This is a genomic window from Salinibacterium sp. G-O1 (assembly GCF_030063305.1).
Lineage (GTDB): Bacteria > Actinomycetota > Actinomycetes > Actinomycetales > Microbacteriaceae > Rhodoglobus.
This window is the reverse complement of record NZ_JASISV010000004.1, coordinates 247070-264010: the sequence shown is the minus strand read 5'-3', so window position 1 is coordinate 264010 and position 16941 is coordinate 247070. Positions and strand designations below refer to the sequence as shown.

Genomic DNA, 16941 nt, shown 5'->3' with positions numbered 1-16941 from the left:
AGCAGCGCTGACCTCCCCGCCCCTTATTCTCCGAGGAGAACTCGTTACGACGATATTAGCTGAGGTACGACTTCACCGTGATCGTTCCCGCGATGATGTCCGTCTTCAGCTTGTCGAGCTCGCCGGCGAGTGCCGGGTCGACCTTCGACTCGAAGTTGTGGAACGGTGCGTATCCGACTCCGTCGTTCTCGAGCGTGCCCACGTAGGCGTCGGTCGAGAAGTCGCCGGCGGCAGCCGCCGTGACAACCTCAGACACCGCGGTCTTGATGCCCTTGAGGATCGAGGTCAGGATGACGTCCTCGGTGTCGGGGTCGGTGACGAAGAGGTCAGCGTCCACGCCGAGGAGGGCGATGTCCTTGCCCGAGTCAGCGATGGCGGCGACGGCGCTCTGGTAGATCGGTCCGCCGACGGGCAGAAGAACGTCAGCACCCTGGTCGATGAAGTTTTGCGCCGTCGACTTGGCAACGTCGTTCGCTTCAAATCCACCGGTCACCGTGTAGGTCTCGGGGGAGGCTGGGTCATAGCCGAGGACCTTGACGGCCGCGCCCTTCTCCATGTTGAAGTGCTCGACACCCTGGGCGAATCCATCAGAGAAGATCGACACGGTCGGGAACGGCAGGCCGCCCCACGTCGCGACGATGCCCGACTTTGAGTAGCTTGCAGCGGCGTATCCGACCAGGAAGGCCGACTGCGCGGTGTCGAAGAGGATCGGCTTGACGTTGGGAGCGTCGAGCTCGCCATCGAAGTCGTTGTCTGCTGCGTCATCGATGATGGCGTACTCGACGTCCGGGTTAGCGAGGGCCGACTCGACCGTTGCGGCCGACAGCGCGAAGCCAACGGTCACGATGAGGTTGCAACCCTGGGCGACGAGGCCGTCGAGGTTGGGCGCGAAGTCGGTCTCTGCGTCTGACTGAACCGTGATGGGCGTAACGCCGATCTCGTCGGCTGCCTCGTTCAGGCCCTCGAAGCCGAGCTGGTTGAAGGAGTTGTCGTCGAATCCGCCGCTGTCAGAGACCATGCAGGGAAGGAAGTCGTTCTCGGGAGCGGCATTGCCGCCGTCTGTGGTTTCGGGTGCTGCTGCACAACCGGCGAGAACGATTGCGCTCGCTCCGACCAGTGCAATGCCGCTGACGACGCGGCCGCGTGAGGTGATTCTCAAGGTGTCCTCCAAGGTGCTGTCCAACCATCAGGGCTGGGACATAGTGGGTACAGGCTACTAATTTCGGGCTCCCGCGAGTAGCGGAATCCAGAGACGACGCTGAATGGTTACCAAACCGCGACTGCCCGGAAACCGGCCAGACATCTGCCGCGAACGCGCCTGAACGGCGCGAAGTACTAGCGGGGTGTGCTCGGACTCGTCACCGAAACGGCCCCGGAGATGATGGCTGCCCTCAACTGGTCGATCTCGTCCATCAATTCAGGGGTGACCTTGCTTTCGAGATCGTGGAATGGCGCGATATCGACTCCCCCGTTTTCGAGCGTCCCGATGTATGGACTGTTGTCGAAGGTTCCGTCGATGCTCGACTTCACGATCGAAACAACGGCGTCGCCCGTGTTCTTCAACACGGAGGTGAGGATGACCGGGCGGAAGTCGGGCGAAAGCACGTCATATCCGTCGGTATCAACCCAGATGATGGATGCTCTGCCGCCCGAGTCGAGTGCGGCGCGAACCGCGCCCTCGCCGACCTGGCCCGCGACGGGGAGGATGACATCGGCACCCTGGTCGATGAGGCCCTGGGTGACGGTGAGGCCCTTGTTGATGTCTTCGAAGTCGCCGGTGAAGACGCCATCCTGCTGCTCCTTGTTCCAGCCGAGCGAGATCACCGCTGTGCCGTGCACTTCGTTGTATTTCGCGACGCCGTCAACGAAGCCATCCATGAAGAGGGTGACGGGAGGCTGGTTGCCGCCACCGAACGTTGCAACCTTGCCGGTGGTCGAGACCCCGGCAGCGAGGTATCCGGCGAGGAAGGCGGCCTGGGCTGTGTCGAAAACCAACGGCTTGATGTTGGGCGCATCCGCCACATCATCGACGATCGCGAAGTTGACGTCAGGGTTGCTCGCCGCCTGCTCGATCGTCGCCGGGGTGAGCTCGTAGCCGACGGTCAGGATGAACTCGCACCCGGTATCGACCGCCTGCTGCACGTTGGGGGCGAGGTCGGTCTCAGAGGTCGAGACGAGCACATCGACGTTGATGCCGAACTCATCCGCGGCATCCTGCATGCCCTTCCAGCTGGCGTCGTTGAACGAACGGTCGTCGAGACCACCCGAGTTGGTGACCATCCGCGCGCAGGACTGCTCGCCGCCGCCGTCGTCGGTGTTCTTGTCTGGAGCCGCGGCACATCCGGCCAGCAGCAGCACCGCAACTGAGACGAGTGCGCCGACGCGCACAGCTGGTGACTTCGACATGAGTCGGCTCCTTTGAACTGACCGCCGGGACGGCGATCAACTGCAAACGACGCTAGCGCACCGACCGTCCTGGTGAGGCTAGAGAACGTCGTTGCGGCCAGACAATTTGAGCGCGTCGACGACCGACTTCACGCGCTGGGCGTTGGCCGTCGTGGTCACCAGCAGGGCATCCGGTGTGTCCACCACCACGATGTCTGTGACACCGATCAGCGAGATGAGGCGACCGGTCTGACTGATTACCACGCCAGTGGAGGCGTCGGCGAGCACCCGCGCGTTCTCACCGAGGATTGCGAGGTCAGACTTGCGGCCGCCGGAGTGCAGTTTGGCGATCGAGGCGAAGTCGCCGACGTCATCCCAGTCAAAGGCGCCGGGGATGACGACCAGCTTGCCTGCCGCCGCGGCGGGCTCGGCCACGGTGTAGTCGATCGCGACCTTCATCAATCCCGGCCAGATCTTGTCGACGACGGCGCCACGCTGCGGGGTATCCCACGCCTCGGCGAGTTCGGTGAGCCCGGCGAGAAGTTCCGGCTGTGACTCACCCAGCTGCGCGAGCAACACATCAGCGCGCGCGATGAACATTCCGCCGTTCCACAGGTGGTCGCCGTCGGCCAGGTATCGCTCGGCGGTCGCAAGGTCGGGTTTCTCGACGAAGGACTCGACGGTCACCGCGTTCGGGGCGCCCTCGATGGAGAGCGCCTCACCGCACTGGATGTAGCCGAAGCCGATCGCAGCATCGGTCGGGGTGATGCCGATCGTGGCGATGTAGCCGGCACGGGCTGCGGCGATGCCCTCAGCCACAGCGCGTCGGAATGAGCGGATGTCTTTGATCACGTGGTCGGCCGCGAATGAACCCACAATCACGTCAGGTTCACGGTTCATGAGGATCGCCGCAGCGAGTCCGATCGCCGCTGAGGAGTCTTTGGGCTCGCTCTCGAGAACTACGTTCCGGTCGAGGAGGTGCGGCAGCTGCTCTTCGACGGCCGCCCGGTGGGCGCGGCCGGTCACCACCATGGTGCGGTCGGCGCCCGACAGCGGCTCGAGCCGGTCCCAGGTGTCTCGGAGCAGCGTCTTGCCAGACCCGGTGAGGTCGTGCAAAAACTTTGGGGCGTCGGCACGAGACAGTGGCCACAGCCGGGAGCCGATGCCGCCCGCGGGAATCACACTGTAAAAGTCGTCGAACGCCGAGGGGTTTTCCATGCCCCAACCATAGGCTTAATGCGGCATTCACTCCGCGGACACCTTGCCTGCTTAGCGTCGGATCACGGCGATCGAGCGGAGTCGGCATGCGGGTAGCAGTGGTCAGCGAGAGCTTTCTCCCCACGGTCAACGGCGTCACCACCAGCGTCAGGCAGGTGCTGGACCACCTGCGGCGCGAGGGCCACGAGGCGATCGTGATCGTGCCGGCGGCGGGCGCGCCCGAGAGCTACGCGGGCTTCCCCGTTTTTTCCGTGCCCGCGATCGCATACCGCCAGTTTCCGGTTGGGCTGCCGAACCCGCAGGTGCAGCGGCTCATCACGGACTTCTCGCCCGACGTGATCCACGCGGCATCCCCCTTTCTTCTGGGCGCGCAGGCGATCGCGGCGGGCGGACGCCTGGGAGTGCCGTCGGTTGCCATCTTCCAGACCGACGTTGCCGGATACGCCCGGCGCAACCACCTCGGTGCCGCCACCAGATTCGCCTGGCGCGTGGTTCGCTGGATTCACGACGGGGCCGATGTCACGCTCGTGCCGTCGAGCGCCTCCATGTCCGACCTTGAGGCAGCGAGAATCCGTCACCTCGCGCGCTGGGGCCGCGGGGTCGACCTGATGACCTACCACCCACGAAACCGGTCGAGCCCTGCCGCCGCAGCGCTCCGCGAACAGATCTCGCCCAACGGGGAGGTCGTCGTCGGGTACGTCGGGCGCATTGCCCCCGAGAAACAGGTGGAGCGAATCGCCGCGCTCCGGGGGGTCGCCGGGGTCAGGTTCGCCATCGTGGGCGACGGTCCCTCCGCAGCCAATGTCAGGAGGCAACTGGCAGGGATGCCCGTCAGCTGGCTCGGAAAACTCACCGGTGCCGACCTTGCCGCTGCGTTCGGCAGCTTCGACCTGTTCCTTCACACCGGAACCGAGGAGACCTTCGGCCAGACCATTCAGGAGGCGCACGCGAGTGGCATCCCCGTGGTGGCTCCGCGCGCCGGCGGGCCGATCGATCTTGTCGATCACGGGGTGAACGGCTTCCTGTATGAGCCGTCAAACGACTCGGATCTCCGCGCGCGCGTGACGGCACTGGCAGCGGATGCCGCGCTCAGGTCGCGCATGGGAGAGGCGGGCAGGCGCGCCGTACTCCCCCGCGACTGGCACTCGATCTGCACCGAACTCCTCGAACATTACGCTCGCGCAATTGCCGGTCGCGCCGCTCCCATTGCCCGGCAGGTCGCTCCCAGCGGCCGCTGAAAGGACTCGGGTTGTTTCGATTTCGCACCGTGGGCTCCAAAATTAGGTGGGCCTAACCAACGCTCATGCTTTCGTCGGAATAGACTGATTAGGTCCGTCAACCGGACATTCGTCGGCCACTGCATCGATGGCCTGATATCCGCAAGGAGGGTTGATCGTGTCCGATAAGTCGGCCGGTACCCTGGCAGGCGACACGCCTGCTTCGTCCACCATCGCCATGCCCAAACGGCCGGCTGGGACGCTGTATCGAGGAAACGAAGGCATGTGGTCGTGGGTGATGCATCGCATCACCGGTGTCGCCATCTACTTCTTCCTTCTCGTTCACATCCTCGACACCGCCCTCGTGCGGGTCAGCCCCGAGGCGTACAACGCGGTGATCAACCAGTACAAGACGCCCCTCATGGGCCTCGGCGAGATTGCCCTCGTGGCGGCGATCGGCCTGCACGCCCTCAACGGGCTGCGCATCATCCTGATCGATTTCTGGAGCGTCGGCACGAAGCACCAGAAACTGATGTTCTACATCGTTCTCGGATTGTGGGCCGTGCTTATGATCGGCTTCGTTCCGCGACAGCTCATGCACATCTTCGGAGGCGGCGAATGACCACCATCGACGCACCTCGCACCCCGGCCCCCGTTCGCCGCCCCCGTCGCGGCGTGAACTGGGAGAAGTGGGGCTGGATCTACATGCGCGCGAGCGGTGTGGTTCTCGTCGTGCTGATCTTCGGCCACCTCTTCGTCAACCTCGTTGCCGGCGAGGGAGTGAAGGCAATCGACTTCGCTTTCGTTGCCGGAAAGTGGGCAGACCCGTTCTGGATCGTCTGGGACACGCTGCTGCTCTGGCTTGCGCTCATCCACGGCGGCAACGGGATGCGCACCCTCATCAACGACTACGCCACCAACAAGCTCGTGCGCACTGTGCTGCTGAGCGCAGTCGCCGCTTCAACCGCAGTTCTAATCATCTTGGGGACCCTTGTTATCTTCACGTTCGACCCGTGCCCTGCAGCCTCGCCTGCTGACTTGCTGCCCAGCTTCTGCCCGGTGCGCTAAGTGACCGGTGTTGAGAACGGCATGGTCGAAGACGGCGCCATAGTCGACGGAGTTCACTACCACCAGTTCGACATCGTGATCGTGGGCGCCGGCGGCGCCGGCATGCGCGCGGCCATCGAGGCCGGTCCCGGTGCCCGCACCGCGGTCATCTCGAAGCTCTACCCGACCCGATCCCACACGGGCGCGGCGCAGGGCGGCATGGCCGCAGCTCTGGCCAATGTCGAAGAAGACAACTGGGAATGGCACACCTACGACACCGTCAAGGGTGGTGACTACCTGGTCGATCAGGATGCCGCCGAGATCCTGGCGAAAGAGGCCATCGACGCGGTCATCGACCTCGAAAACATGGGTCTGCCCTTCAACCGCACTCCCGACGGCAAGATCGACCAGCGTCGTTTCGGCGGCCACACCCGCGAGCACGGCAAGGCGCCGGTACGTCGTGCCTGCTACGCCGCCGACCGCACCGGCCACATGATTCTGCAGACCCTGTATCAGAACTGCGTCAGGCTCGGCATCAACTTCTTCAACGAGTTCTACGTGCTCGACATGGTGATGACCGAGGTGGATGGCGTAGAACAGCCGTCCGGCGTCGTCGCCTACGAGCTCGCCACCGGCGACCTGCACGTCTTCCAGGCCAAGGCGATCATTTTCGCGACCGGCGGCTTCGGCAAGATCTTCAAGACCACCTCGAACGCACACACCCTCACGGGTGACGGCGTCGGGATCATCTGGCGCAAGGGTCTGCCGCTCGAGGACATGGAGTTCTTCCAGTTCCACCCGACCGGCCTCGCTGGCCTGGGCATCCTGCTCTCTGAGGCCGCCCGAGGCGAGGGCGCCATCCTCAGAAACGCGGAGGGCGAGCGCTTCATGGAGCGCTACACCCCGACCCTGAAAGACCTCGCACCTCGCGACATCGTTGCGCGGTCGATGGCGCTCGAGATTCGTGAAGGTCGCGGTGCAGGCCCCAACAAGGACTACCTGTACCTCGACATCACCCATCTGGAGCCAGCCGTCATCGACGAGAAGCTGCCGGATATCACCGAATTTGCACGCACGTACCTCGGCGTCGAGCCGTACACCGAGCCGGTACCCGTGCTCCCGACGGCGCATTACGCGATGGGTGGTATCCCCACCAACGTGATGGCCGAGGTGCTGCGAAATAACACCGACGTCGTGCCCGGGCTCTATGCGGCCGGCGAGTGCGCCTGCGTCTCGGTCCACGGGTCGAACCGCCTCGGAACCAACTCGCTGCTCGACATCAACGTCTTCGGCAAGCGCGCCGGCAAAAACGCGGTCGAGTACGTGCAGACCGCCGAGTTCATTCCTCTTCCGGAAAACCCGACAGCGGGCATCCAGTCGATTCTCGACATGGTGCGGTCGGGCAACGGAACTGAGCGCATCGCGGTCATCCGCAAAGAGCTCCAGGATTCGATGGACCGTAACGCTCAGATCTTCCGCACCGAGGAGAGCCTCAAAGAGGTCACCGATCTCATCGAGACGCTGCGTGCCAGGTACAAGAACATTCAGATCCAGGACAAGGGGAAGCGTTTCAACACCGACCTTCTCGAGGCGATCGAACTGGGATTCCTGCTCGACCTCGCCGAGGTGCTGGTGTACTCGGCACGATCACGCCACGAGTCACGCGGTGGTCACATGCGCGAGGACTTCCCGAAGCGTGACGACGAGAACTTCCTGGTGCACACGATGGCGTACCGCGTCGGTGACCCCGAATCTGCAGACGCTGGCGAGCACATCCGCCTCGACTGGAAGCCGGTTGTCATCACCAACTACCCGCCAATGGAAAGAAAATACTGATGAGTAACGCGGTCATGGAAAGCAAGCCGAGCATTCCGGAAGAGATTCCGACATTCACGGCCACGCTCATCATTCGACGTTTCGACCCCGAGGTGGACGATGAGCCGCGTTGGCAGGATTTCGACGTCGAAATGCACGGCACCGACCGTGTGCTCGACGCCCTGCACAAGATCAAGTGGGAACAGGATGGGTCGCTGACGTTCCGTCGCTCGTGCGCGCACGGCGTGTGTGGCTCCGATGCCATGCGCATCAACGGCCGCAACCGGCTCGCCTGCAAGACCCTCATCAAAGACCTCGACATCTCCAAGCCGATCTACATCGAGGCCATCAAGGGCCTGCCGCTGGAGAAGGACCTCGTCGTCGACATGGAGCCGTTCTTCGACTCCTTCAAGAGCGTCAACCCGTTCCTGATGGCAGGCGGCCTTCCCCAGGGCGGCAAGGAGCGCAAGCAAAGCCCCGTCGAGCGTGCACGCTTCGACGACACCACCAAGTGCATCCTGTGTGCGGCCTGCACCTCGAGCTGCCCGGTGTTCTGGACAGACGGGCAGTACTTTGGCCCCGCCGCCATCGTCAACGCACACCGCTTCATCTTTGATTCACGTGACGAGAATGCCCAGGTGCGCCTCGACATTCTCAACGACAAAGAGGGCGTCTGGCGCTGCCGCACCACCTTTAACTGCACCGACGCCTGCCCCCGTGGCATTCAAGTGACCCAGGCCATCGCCGAGGTCAAGCAAGCGATTCTCAGGGGCAAACCCTAAGTTCTGAACGAAAGATTCACCGTGTCAACGAAAACAGCTAATCCAATCGTCGGCACAAACCCCAAGTCACGGGTTGTTATCGCGAGCCTTATCGGCACGTCGATCGAGTTCTACGATTTCTATGTCTACGCAACGGCCGCAGTGCTCGTCTTCCCGACGCTGTTTTTCGCGAACGCCGACCCGACCATCTCGCTGCTGTCGTCATTTGCGGTGTTCGGGGTCGCGTTTATTGCGCGTCCGATCGGGTCGATAGTCTTCGGTCACTTCGGCGACAGGATCGGCCGCAAGCAGACGCTCGTCGCCTCACTACTCACGATGGGAATCGCGACCTTCGTCATCGGCCTGCTGCCGACGGGCCTTACACCGGGCTGGGAGATCCTCGCGCCCGGTGCGCTCGTCGTGCTCCGCTTCGCGCAGGGCCTCGGGCTTGGCGGGGAATGGAGCGGCGCAGCACTTCTGGCGACCGAGAACGCGCCAGAGGGTAAGCGTGCGATCTACGGCACGTTCCCCCAGCTCGGTGCTCCCATCGGATTCATTCTCGCCAACACAGTGTTCCTGATCTTCTCGCTCAACCTCTCGAGCGAGCAGTTCCTCAGCTGGGGCTGGCGCGTACCGTTCCTGGCCAGCGCGCTGCTGGTAGTGGTCGGGCTGTACGTTCGGTTGCGCCTGTTCGAAACGCCGGCCTTCCAGAAGGTCATCGAGAGCGGCGAGGTGGCCAAGGTGCCGCTGGCGAGGGTCTTCGTCACAAGCTGGCGTCCGCTCATTCTGGGCACCTTCATCATGCTCGCGACGTACACGCTGTTCTACCTGATGACCACATTCACCCTGACCTTCGGCACCGCACCCGCTACGGTCGAGGCGGCGCAAGCCGCGGCGGATGCCGCCGGAAAGCCGTTCTCACCAGACGCATTCATCGCGGGCCTGGGATACACCAGAGTCGAATTCCTGGTGATGCTCATCGTCGGTGTCGTGTTCTTCGGCATCTTCACCATGGTCTCCGGCCCTCTCGCCGAGCGCTTCGGACGTCGCGCGCACCTGGTCGTGACCACGATCGGAATCATCGTCTTTGGGTTGGTCTTCGTGCCCTTGTTCGGCGGAGGCTTCGTCGGCGTGATGGCATTGCTGATCATCGGGTTCGTCCTGATGGGACTCACCTTCGGGCCGATGGCGGCTGTGCTGCCCGAGCTGTTCCCCACGAACGTGAGGTACACCGGATCCGCGCTGGCCTACAACCTGTCGAGCATCCTCGGCGCCGCAGTCGCGCCGTTCATCGCCCTGGCCCTGTGGGCCGCGGCCGGTGGAAGCCCTGTGCTCGTGGGCGTCTACCTCAGCGCGATGGGCGTGATCACCCTGGTCGCCCTGCTGATCAGCAAAGAGACACGCGACGTCGACTACTCGTAGCGATCAGCTCACAAGGTTGATGGTGATGCCCGAACTGCCGCTGGACAGCTGAAGCGGCCTCACCAGCGCGTTGATGAGTGCGTCAACGGTGCCGAGCACGGTGGCGAGAGCTCCGCCACCGGGCAGCAGGCTCTTGAGGTAGGCGCGATCCACCTCTTGCACGAGGTCGAGAGAGCCGACTCCTCCGGGAATCCCGGTCGCGTTGATCGACCAGCTGCCGTTGGCGCTTACCGTCGTTGTGGCATAGACGTGCCCGCCCGATTGCAGTGACAAGCGTGCGCCTGGCGTCGCGCTGCCCGAAAGCGAGAGCGAAATATCGGCTAAGGGGCCGCCGCCAGTCACAGATTCCGTGACAGAACCAACGACACCACCGACAGCGCCGCCCACTCCTCCGACGACACCCCCCACGGCGCCGCCAACGGCACCGCCGACTCCACCCACGACACCACCGACACCGCCGACCACGGAACCAACGCCGTCGACGACACTTTCGACCGCTCCCCCGAGATTGCCTTTGAGCCCCTGACCGACGCCGCCGACGATGCCATCCACACCCTTAAGGACACCGCCCCCGGTATCGTCGTTGGCGATGCCATCCTGTGTCGCGGCGTCGATGTTCGTCGGGTCATCCGACCGGTTCGTCAGGTTGTGATTCACGCCGGGCACTCGGCCGCTTGCGATGGCCGAACTCGCGTCGACCTGCGTCACCGAGGAAGTGCTGTCGTCGGCCAGCTCGGTCTGCGCGGGGTCGAGCACAACTGCCGATCCCGAGACCGCGACAACGAGCGCGAGAGTCGCAACAACGGCGATGGGAGCTCCGGCAACGCCGAAAAAACCGAGCGCGGCCGCAGTCGACGCGCCCGACGTAAGGGCAGCACCCGGTCCGAACGCGGCCGGGAGAGCCGGGATGGTCCCGGCGCTGGCAACCATGGACGATCCGGCGGTACCGTACGAGGCCAGGATGGCGCCGCCTGCAACACCACCGAGCAGGATGGGGAGCATCACGAACGCGAGCCGCGAGCCGACTTCGTCAACTTCCTCGCTGATGATCACGCACTTCGCGCACGTGGCGAGATGGAAATCCATTCGTTCCGTGTCGCGCGCTGAGAGCCCCTTGCGGGCGTGCTCGCCGATCCGCGAGATCGTCCACTGGCACTCGCCCGACGCCGTGGCGTCGTTGATGTGGGCCTGCAGCCAGGCTTTACGCAAACCTTCGCGCGCCCGGTAGGACAGGGCGGCAACACCGTTCGCGGTCATGCCGAGCACCGGCGCGACCTCGTGCGGATCCATTCCTTCGACCTCGGTGTACCAGAGCACCGATTGCCAACGCTCAGGGAGACTGCGGAAGGCGCGGGCGGTTAGCGTGCGGTCGAGCGCGATCGCCGCCGGGTCGTCAAGGGTGGTGGGGTCTTCAAAGTCAGCAATCTCGTCGACCTGCACGTGCCTGGATGCCGCACCCCAGGTGGACGCAAGATTGCGGATGGTCGTATAGAGGTAGGGGCGGAAAGCGCCAGTGGGGCCGCCGCCCGCCAGAACACGCTGATAGATGCGCGTGAAGGCCTCCGAAACGAGGTCATCAGAATCTATCGACGACGTGAATTGGCGTGCGACTCGCGACCCCGAACGGTAGTGACGGCGCCACAATTCAGCAAACGCGCGTTGATCCCCCGCGCGCGTCTGCTCGATCAGTGTCTGGTCCGAGGTTGTTTGCCCCGTGTCGTCGATACTGTTCATCCCCCTGGTCCAATCCCCCGGAACAATTTCTCAATTGTCTCGCACCGGGTTGTGGCTGCACTAGCTGTCCCTCAACTAGAGAGACCCCCAATGCGGGGAACTATGACGCCAAATGCGAGACCAATTCGGAAAAACTTTTGCGGGAGCCCGAAAGACCAGAAATTCAGTGGCCTGCCGCGGCCGCCGCAGCCCGCGCGCCAGCTGCCGTTGAGGCTCCCAGAGCCGCGGTCGCGCGCGCACGCGCCTGCTCGAGGGTGACACCGACCAGCTCGGCGCGCACGTCGGCGAGCGCCGCTGGCGTCATCGACAGGGTGGTCGCGCCGAGTCCGACCAGCACAACGGCAAGTTGCGGGTCTGCCGCTGCTTCGCCGCAGATACCGACGCCCTTTCCAGCAGCGATCCCCGCGTCACCGAGCATCTTGACGAGGCGAAGCACCGCAGGATGCCAGGGGTCCTGGTAGCTGGCCACCGAGCCGAGCATCCTGTCTGCCGCCATCGTGTACTGGGTCAGGTCGTTCGTTCCGATCGACACGAAGTCGGCGGCCGCCAGCACCTGATCTGCCATGACAGCGAGTGACGGCACCTCGGCCATCACCCCGACGGTCTTCAGACCGAGCGCCTTGCCAAGCTTGACGAAGTACTGGGACTCTTCCGCGTCGGCGACCATCGGGGCCATCACCCAGAGGTCGGCCTCCGTTGCATCCTGCGCCCCCTTCAGAGCGGTCAACTGGTCGAGCAGGATCTGCTCGCTCACCCTGAGCGCACGAAGGCCACGCAGGCCCAGTGCGGGGTTTTCTTCGTGGGCCGAGTTGAGGAAGGCGAGAGGCTTGTCGGCGCCGGCGTCGAGCGCGCGCACGACGACCTTCTGGCCGGGGAAGAACGACAGCAGCTCGGTATATTTCGCCTGCTGGTCGGCCACGGTCGGCGCGGTCTTCGAGTCGAGGAACAGGAATTCGGTGCGGAACAGGCCGACACCTTCCGCTCCGAGTTCGACAGACTCCGGGCCGTCCTTCGGTGAACCAACATTGGCCAGCAGCGGAATCTTCGTCCCGTCGGCGAGCGCGCCGGGCACGATCGGGATGGTCGATGCGGCAGCGCGAGCGGCGATGCGCGCCTTCGCGTCCGTGACGAGAGCCTCGCTCGGGTCGGTCGTAACGAGGCCGGCCGCGGCATCCACCACAACGATCGTGCCATCGGCGATGTCGAGGGCACCCGTCACGCCGACGATCGCAGGGATCGACTTCGAGCGCGCAAGGATCGCCGTGTGGCTGGTCGGGCCGCCGTCCCGTGTGACGAGACCGAGGACCTTGTCGAGATCGAGCAGCGCAGTGTCTGCTGGTGCGAGATCGGGAGCGATCAGGATGAACGGGGTATCGCTGGTGGGAACGCCCGGCGCCGACACACCGCGGAGGTGCGCGATGATGCGCTGCGAGACATCGCCCAGGTCGGTGGCGCGCTCGGCCATGTATCCGCCCATGCCGATGAGGATGTCCTGGAACGCAGCGAACGCCTCGAACACCGCACGCTCGCCGGTCTTGCCGGATTCGATGCGGTCCTTGACGTCGTCGGTCAGGGTCGGGTCCTGCGCCATCATGGATGCCGCCTCAAGCACGGCCTGGGCGTCACCGCCCACTGACGCACCCTTGGCGGCCAGTTCGGATGACACGGCCGCGAGCGACTCCTGCACCGTCGCGTACTCCGCGGCGGCGTCGCCGGCGTGAGATTCGTCGTTCGGATCCGGCAACGGATCGGGCATCCTCAGGATCGGTCCGACCGCTATTCCTCGACCGACTCCTACACCGTGTAGTTCCATGGGCTGATCCTCTCCATCGGAGTTATCGCGATCCCGAGCCGACGCTGGCACCGAAACACTGGCTCCAGCCTAGCTATGGTGGAGAGATGGCGTTGATGCAGAAAGTTACGGCGATCGTCGCGCGGGTGATGAAATTCAAGCCCGTGCGGGTTTTCACCCAGTACGGCGAGCACAACGGGCCACTGCTGGCGGCGGGGCTCTCCTTTCAGGCGCTCTTCGCGGTGTTCGCGGCGATCTGGGTAGGCTTCGCCATCGCTGGCTTTGTTATCAGATCAAACCAGCAGTTCGAGGACGCCTTTCTCGGCCTGCTTCGCACCAATCTGCCCGGCCTGATCGGTGGCAACGGCACTGGGGGCGCCATCAACCCCAGCGAACTGTTCTCGACCGGCATCCTCAGCTGGACCGGTGCCATCGCCGCCGTCGGGCTGCTCTTCACGGCGCTCGGCTGGCTCGCCTGGGGCCGCGACGCCGTGCGCAACATCTTCGGACTCCCATCGGCGCCGACCAACTTTCTGATCCTGAAACTCAAAGACCTCGGTATCGCCGTCGGCTTCGGCGTCGCCCTCATCCTCTCGGCATTGCTCACCGTGTTCAGTACCGCTGCGCTGACCTCGGTCTTGGGCTGGTTGGGCATCGGCGCGACGTCGAGCTTCACCGAGATTGCGGCCCGCATCGTCGGCCTGCTGATCGCCCTCACCCTGGATGTGTTCATCCTCGGTGCGTTTTACCGTGTCGTCTCCGGCATCAAAATCCCCTGGCGAATCCTCGCCAACGGCACCATCATTGGTGCCGTCGCGCTGGGGGTGCTGAAAGCCCTCGGTAGCACCCTGCTCGGTGGCGCGACCAGGAACCCGCTGCTGGCCTCGTTTGCCGTGATCATTGGCCTGCTCATCTGGTTCAACCTCATCTGCCAGGTCATCCTGCTTGCGGCATCCTGGATCTCGGTGAGCGCCGAGGATAAGGGCGTGAGCCTCGCAAGCGGCCGCAAGCTGGGTCAGAAGACAGACAAAGCACCCAGCAAGACGGCGACCGCGCTCTAGGGCCGCGCGGAGTCGGCAGCGTCGGCGGCTCTCAGTAGGCTCGAAGCATGGCCACACCGCTGCGCATTGCTTCCGTCAACACCAACGGGGTACGCGCCTCATACCGCAAGGGAATGGGCGACTGGCTCGATGCTCGCGGCGTCGACATCCTCGCGCTGCAGGAGGTTCGGGCATCCACCGAAGACCTCGAGGGGCTTCTCGGCCCTGAATGGACCATCCTGCATGATGCCGCGACGGCGAAGGGCCGCGCGGGGGTGGCTCTGGCATCCCGGGCGGAGGCTCACGTTCACCGCGTCACGCTCGGCGCCGACGATTTCGACAGCGCCGGACGCTGGCTGGAAGCCGACTATGAGGTGGGCGGGCGCATCGTGACCGTCGTCAGCACCTATGTGCACTCGGGCGAAGTCGACACCCCGAAACAGGTCGAGAAATACAAGTTCCTCGACGCGATGACGGAACGGATGCTCGAACTCACGACCCACACCGACCTCGCCGTGATCGTGGGCGACCTCAATGTCGGGCACCGCGAGCTCGACATCAAGAACTGGAAAGGCAACCGCAAGAGCGCCGGATTCCTGCCGCAGGAGCGCGCATATTTCGACAGGTTCTTCGGCGCCAGGGGCGAATCCGTCGAGTGCATCGACGGCTCCGTCGGTACCGGGCTCGGCTGGATTGACATCGGGCGGCGGGCCGCCGGGGAGGTCGAGGGGCCGTACACCTGGTGGTCCCAGCGCGGGCGGGCGTTCGACACCGACACCGGATGGCGCCTCGACTACCACCTCGCCACACCCGAGCTTGCGGCATCCGCTACCAACTACACGGTTGACCGGGCCGCCGCACACGACCTGCGCTGGAGCGACCATGCCCCGGTCGTTGTCGACTACGAGGTCTAGTTTCTTCTGGGAGAATATGCCAATGAGCACCAAACCCCGACTTTTCTCCGGCATGCAGCCATCTGCCGACTCCCTCCAGATCGGCAACTACATCGGGGCGCTCCTGCAGTGGAAAGAACTGCAAACGACTCACGACGCCGTCTTCTGCGTCGTCGACCTGCACGCGATCACGGTTCCGCAGGATCCGGCCCAGCTGCGCGCCGCGACCAGGCGCACCGCCGCCCAGTACATCGCGGCCGGGATCGACCCTGCGGCGTCAATCCTGTTCGTGCAGTCACATGTGGCTGCGCATCCTCAACTCGCTTGGTTACTGAACACCATCACCGGCTTCGGCGAAGCCTCGCGGATGATCCAGTTCAAGGAGAAGTCGCAGAAGCAGGGATCGGACGGCACCAACGTCGGGCTGTTCACCTACCCCGTGCTGCAGGCAGCAGACATCCTGCTGTACGACGCTCAGATCGTGCCGGTGGGCGAAGACCAGCGCCAGCACATCGAACTCACCCGCGACCTTGCCAACCGGTTCAACACGCGCTTCGGCCAGACCTTCGTCGAACCCGAGGCGATCATCCAGAAAGAGACGGCCAAGGTCTACGACCTGCAGGAGCCAACCAACAAGATGAGCAAATCGGCGTCGTCGACCGCCGGTGTGGTCTGGATTCTCGACGAGCCCGCCGTCACCGCAAAGAAAATCAAGTCGGCCGCGACAGACAGCGATCGCGAGGTGCGCTTCGACAGCGCAGCAAAGCCGGGAATCTCCAACCTGCTCACCATCTACTCCGTGCTCTCGGGCCGCACCATCGCCGACATCGAGCGCGAGTATGAGGGCCATGGCTACGGGGACTTCAAGAAGGGGCTGGCCGAGGTCACCGTCGAGACGTTCGGGCCGATCCGCGCCCGCACACTAGAACTGCTGGATGACCCGGCCGAACTCGACCGCATCCTCGCCGCCAACGCCAACCGCGCCGCCGAGATCGCCGACGCCACCCTCGCGCGCGCCTACGACCGCATGGGCTTCCTCGCGCGCACATGATCCCGGTCACGCTCACAACGGCGCGGTTGCAGCTGGACGCGGTGACCCGCGGGGATACCGACGCGGTTTTTGAGTACTGCAACGACACCGCCTTGCAGGGTTACGTTCCCGTTCCCGTGCCGTACACCCGGCACGCGGCGGCGAGCTACACGGAAGGGTACGTGCCCAAGGCGCCGTGGCTGTGGGCGATCCGGCTCATCGATGACCCAGCGCTGCTGGGGGTGATCGAGCTGAAGCCCGGGGAGCTGCGGTCGGCCGAGCTCGGCTACTGGCTCGGGCATCCACACCGGGGCAACGGCATCATGACAGAGGCCGCCGCGGCGGTGATCGACTTCGGATTCAGCCGGGCGGGGGCTGCCCTCGTCCACATCGGCTGGAGCGCCATCGTCGGTAACATCGGCTCGGCCACCGTCGCGCAGAAGATCGGGATGCGCTACGAGGGGATGCGCCGGCAGGGGCTGCCGCACCGCGACCACCGGCGTGATGCCTGGGTGGCGAGCATCCTGAGCACGGATGATCGCGCCCCGCAGCCCGGCTGGCCCCTCTAGCTGCCTGGGCGGCCGCCG

15 protein-coding genes are annotated in these 16941 nt (G+C 64.5%); 10 read left to right on the top strand and 5 right to left on the bottom strand.

The features are described from left to right. Positions 1-55 precede the first annotated feature (55 nt). The 3 genes from QMG83_RS14720 to QMG83_RS14710 all read right to left on the bottom strand — a co-directional run bounded on the left by QMG83_RS14720 (position 56) and on the right by QMG83_RS14710 (position 3603). Positions 56-1159 (bottom strand): BMP family lipoprotein, encoded by a 1104-nt coding sequence (locus QMG83_RS14720; protein WP_283506157.1) that lies wholly within the window; start codon positions 1157-1159, stop codon positions 56-58. Positions 1160-1335: 176 nt separating this feature from the next. Further along, positions 1336-2406, bottom strand: a complete 1071-nt coding sequence (locus QMG83_RS14715; RefSeq protein ID WP_283506156.1) for a BMP family lipoprotein — start codon at positions 2404-2406, stop codon at positions 1336-1338. Positions 2407-2484: 78 nt separating this feature from the next. Next, positions 2485-3603 carry a mannose-1-phosphate guanylyltransferase gene (locus QMG83_RS14710; RefSeq protein WP_283506155.1) on the bottom strand — a complete coding sequence of 373 codons (1119 nt, stop codon included), beginning with the start codon at positions 3601-3603 and terminating at the stop codon, positions 2485-2487. Between the two features lie 86 nt (positions 3604-3689). On the opposite strand from QMG83_RS14710, the gene QMG83_RS14705 reads away from it, so the two are divergent. The 6 genes from QMG83_RS14705 to QMG83_RS14680 all read left to right on the top strand — a co-directional run bounded on the left by QMG83_RS14705 (position 3690) and on the right by QMG83_RS14680 (position 9865). Further along, a complete protein-coding gene (locus QMG83_RS14705) occupies positions 3690-4841 on the top strand; it encodes a glycosyltransferase family 4 protein (RefSeq protein WP_283506154.1) in 1152 nt (383 codons plus the stop codon). Positions 4842-5058: 217 nt separating this feature from the next. Next, positions 5059-5442 (top strand): succinate dehydrogenase, cytochrome b556 subunit, encoded by a 384-nt coding sequence (sdhC, locus tag QMG83_RS14700; RefSeq protein ID WP_283506241.1) that lies wholly within the window; start codon positions 5059-5061, stop codon positions 5440-5442. Next, positions 5439-5888, top strand: coding sequence for a succinate dehydrogenase hydrophobic membrane anchor subunit (locus tag QMG83_RS14695; protein WP_283506153.1), 450 nt, complete (start codon positions 5439-5441; stop codon positions 5886-5888). The genes sdhC and QMG83_RS14695 overlap by 4 nt, the downstream gene beginning before the upstream one ends. Positions 5889-5909: 21 nt before the next feature. Further along, the gene (sdhA, locus tag QMG83_RS14690) at positions 5910-7703 is read left to right on the top strand and encodes a succinate dehydrogenase flavoprotein subunit (protein ID WP_283506240.1); all 1794 of its coding nucleotides are present in this window, start codon (positions 5910-5912) and stop codon (positions 7701-7703) included. Then, entirely contained in the window at positions 7703-8464 is a 762-nt protein-coding gene (locus tag QMG83_RS14685; protein WP_283506152.1) for a succinate dehydrogenase iron-sulfur subunit, read from the top strand. The genes sdhA and QMG83_RS14685 overlap by 1 nt, the downstream gene beginning before the upstream one ends. A gap of 21 nt (positions 8465-8485) precedes the next feature. Next, positions 8486-9865 (top strand): MFS transporter, encoded by a 1380-nt coding sequence (locus QMG83_RS14680; protein ID WP_283506151.1) that lies wholly within the window; start codon positions 8486-8488, stop codon positions 9863-9865. Positions 9866-9868: 3 nt separating this feature from the next. Here the strand turns inward: QMG83_RS14680 and QMG83_RS14675 are convergent, their stop codons facing one another. Then, positions 9869-11599, bottom strand: a complete 1731-nt coding sequence (locus QMG83_RS14675) for a sigma-70 family RNA polymerase sigma factor (RefSeq protein WP_283506150.1) — start codon at positions 11597-11599, stop codon at positions 9869-9871. A 163-nt stretch (positions 11600-11762) separates the two neighbouring features. Beyond that, positions 11763-13412, bottom strand: a complete 1650-nt coding sequence (ptsP, locus tag QMG83_RS14670) for a phosphoenolpyruvate--protein phosphotransferase (protein ID WP_283506149.1) — start codon at positions 13410-13412, stop codon at positions 11763-11765. Positions 13413-13498: 86 nt separating this feature from the next. Here ptsP and QMG83_RS14665 point away from each other — a divergent pair, with 86 nt between their 5' ends. The 4 genes from QMG83_RS14665 to QMG83_RS14650 are packed head-to-tail and all read left to right on the top strand — an operon-like array spanning position 13499 to position 16923. Further along, entirely contained in the window at positions 13499-14452 is a 954-nt protein-coding gene (locus QMG83_RS14665; RefSeq protein WP_283506148.1) for a YihY/virulence factor BrkB family protein, read from the top strand. A gap of 47 nt (positions 14453-14499) precedes the next feature. Next, positions 14500-15345: an exodeoxyribonuclease III gene (locus QMG83_RS14660; protein WP_283506147.1), complete on the top strand. Its 846-nt coding sequence runs from the start codon at positions 14500-14502 to the stop codon at positions 15343-15345. Positions 15346-15367: 22 nt separating this feature from the next. Continuing rightward, positions 15368-16375: a tryptophan--tRNA ligase gene (trpS, locus tag QMG83_RS14655; RefSeq protein ID WP_283506146.1), complete on the top strand. Its 1008-nt coding sequence runs from the start codon at positions 15368-15370 to the stop codon at positions 16373-16375. Next, on the top strand, positions 16372-16923 hold the full coding sequence (locus QMG83_RS14650) for a GNAT family N-acetyltransferase (RefSeq protein WP_283506145.1): 552 nt from the start codon (positions 16372-16374) through the stop codon (positions 16921-16923). Before trpS ends, QMG83_RS14650 begins: the two co-directional genes overlap by 4 nt. Positions 16924-16941 lie beyond the last annotated feature (18 nt).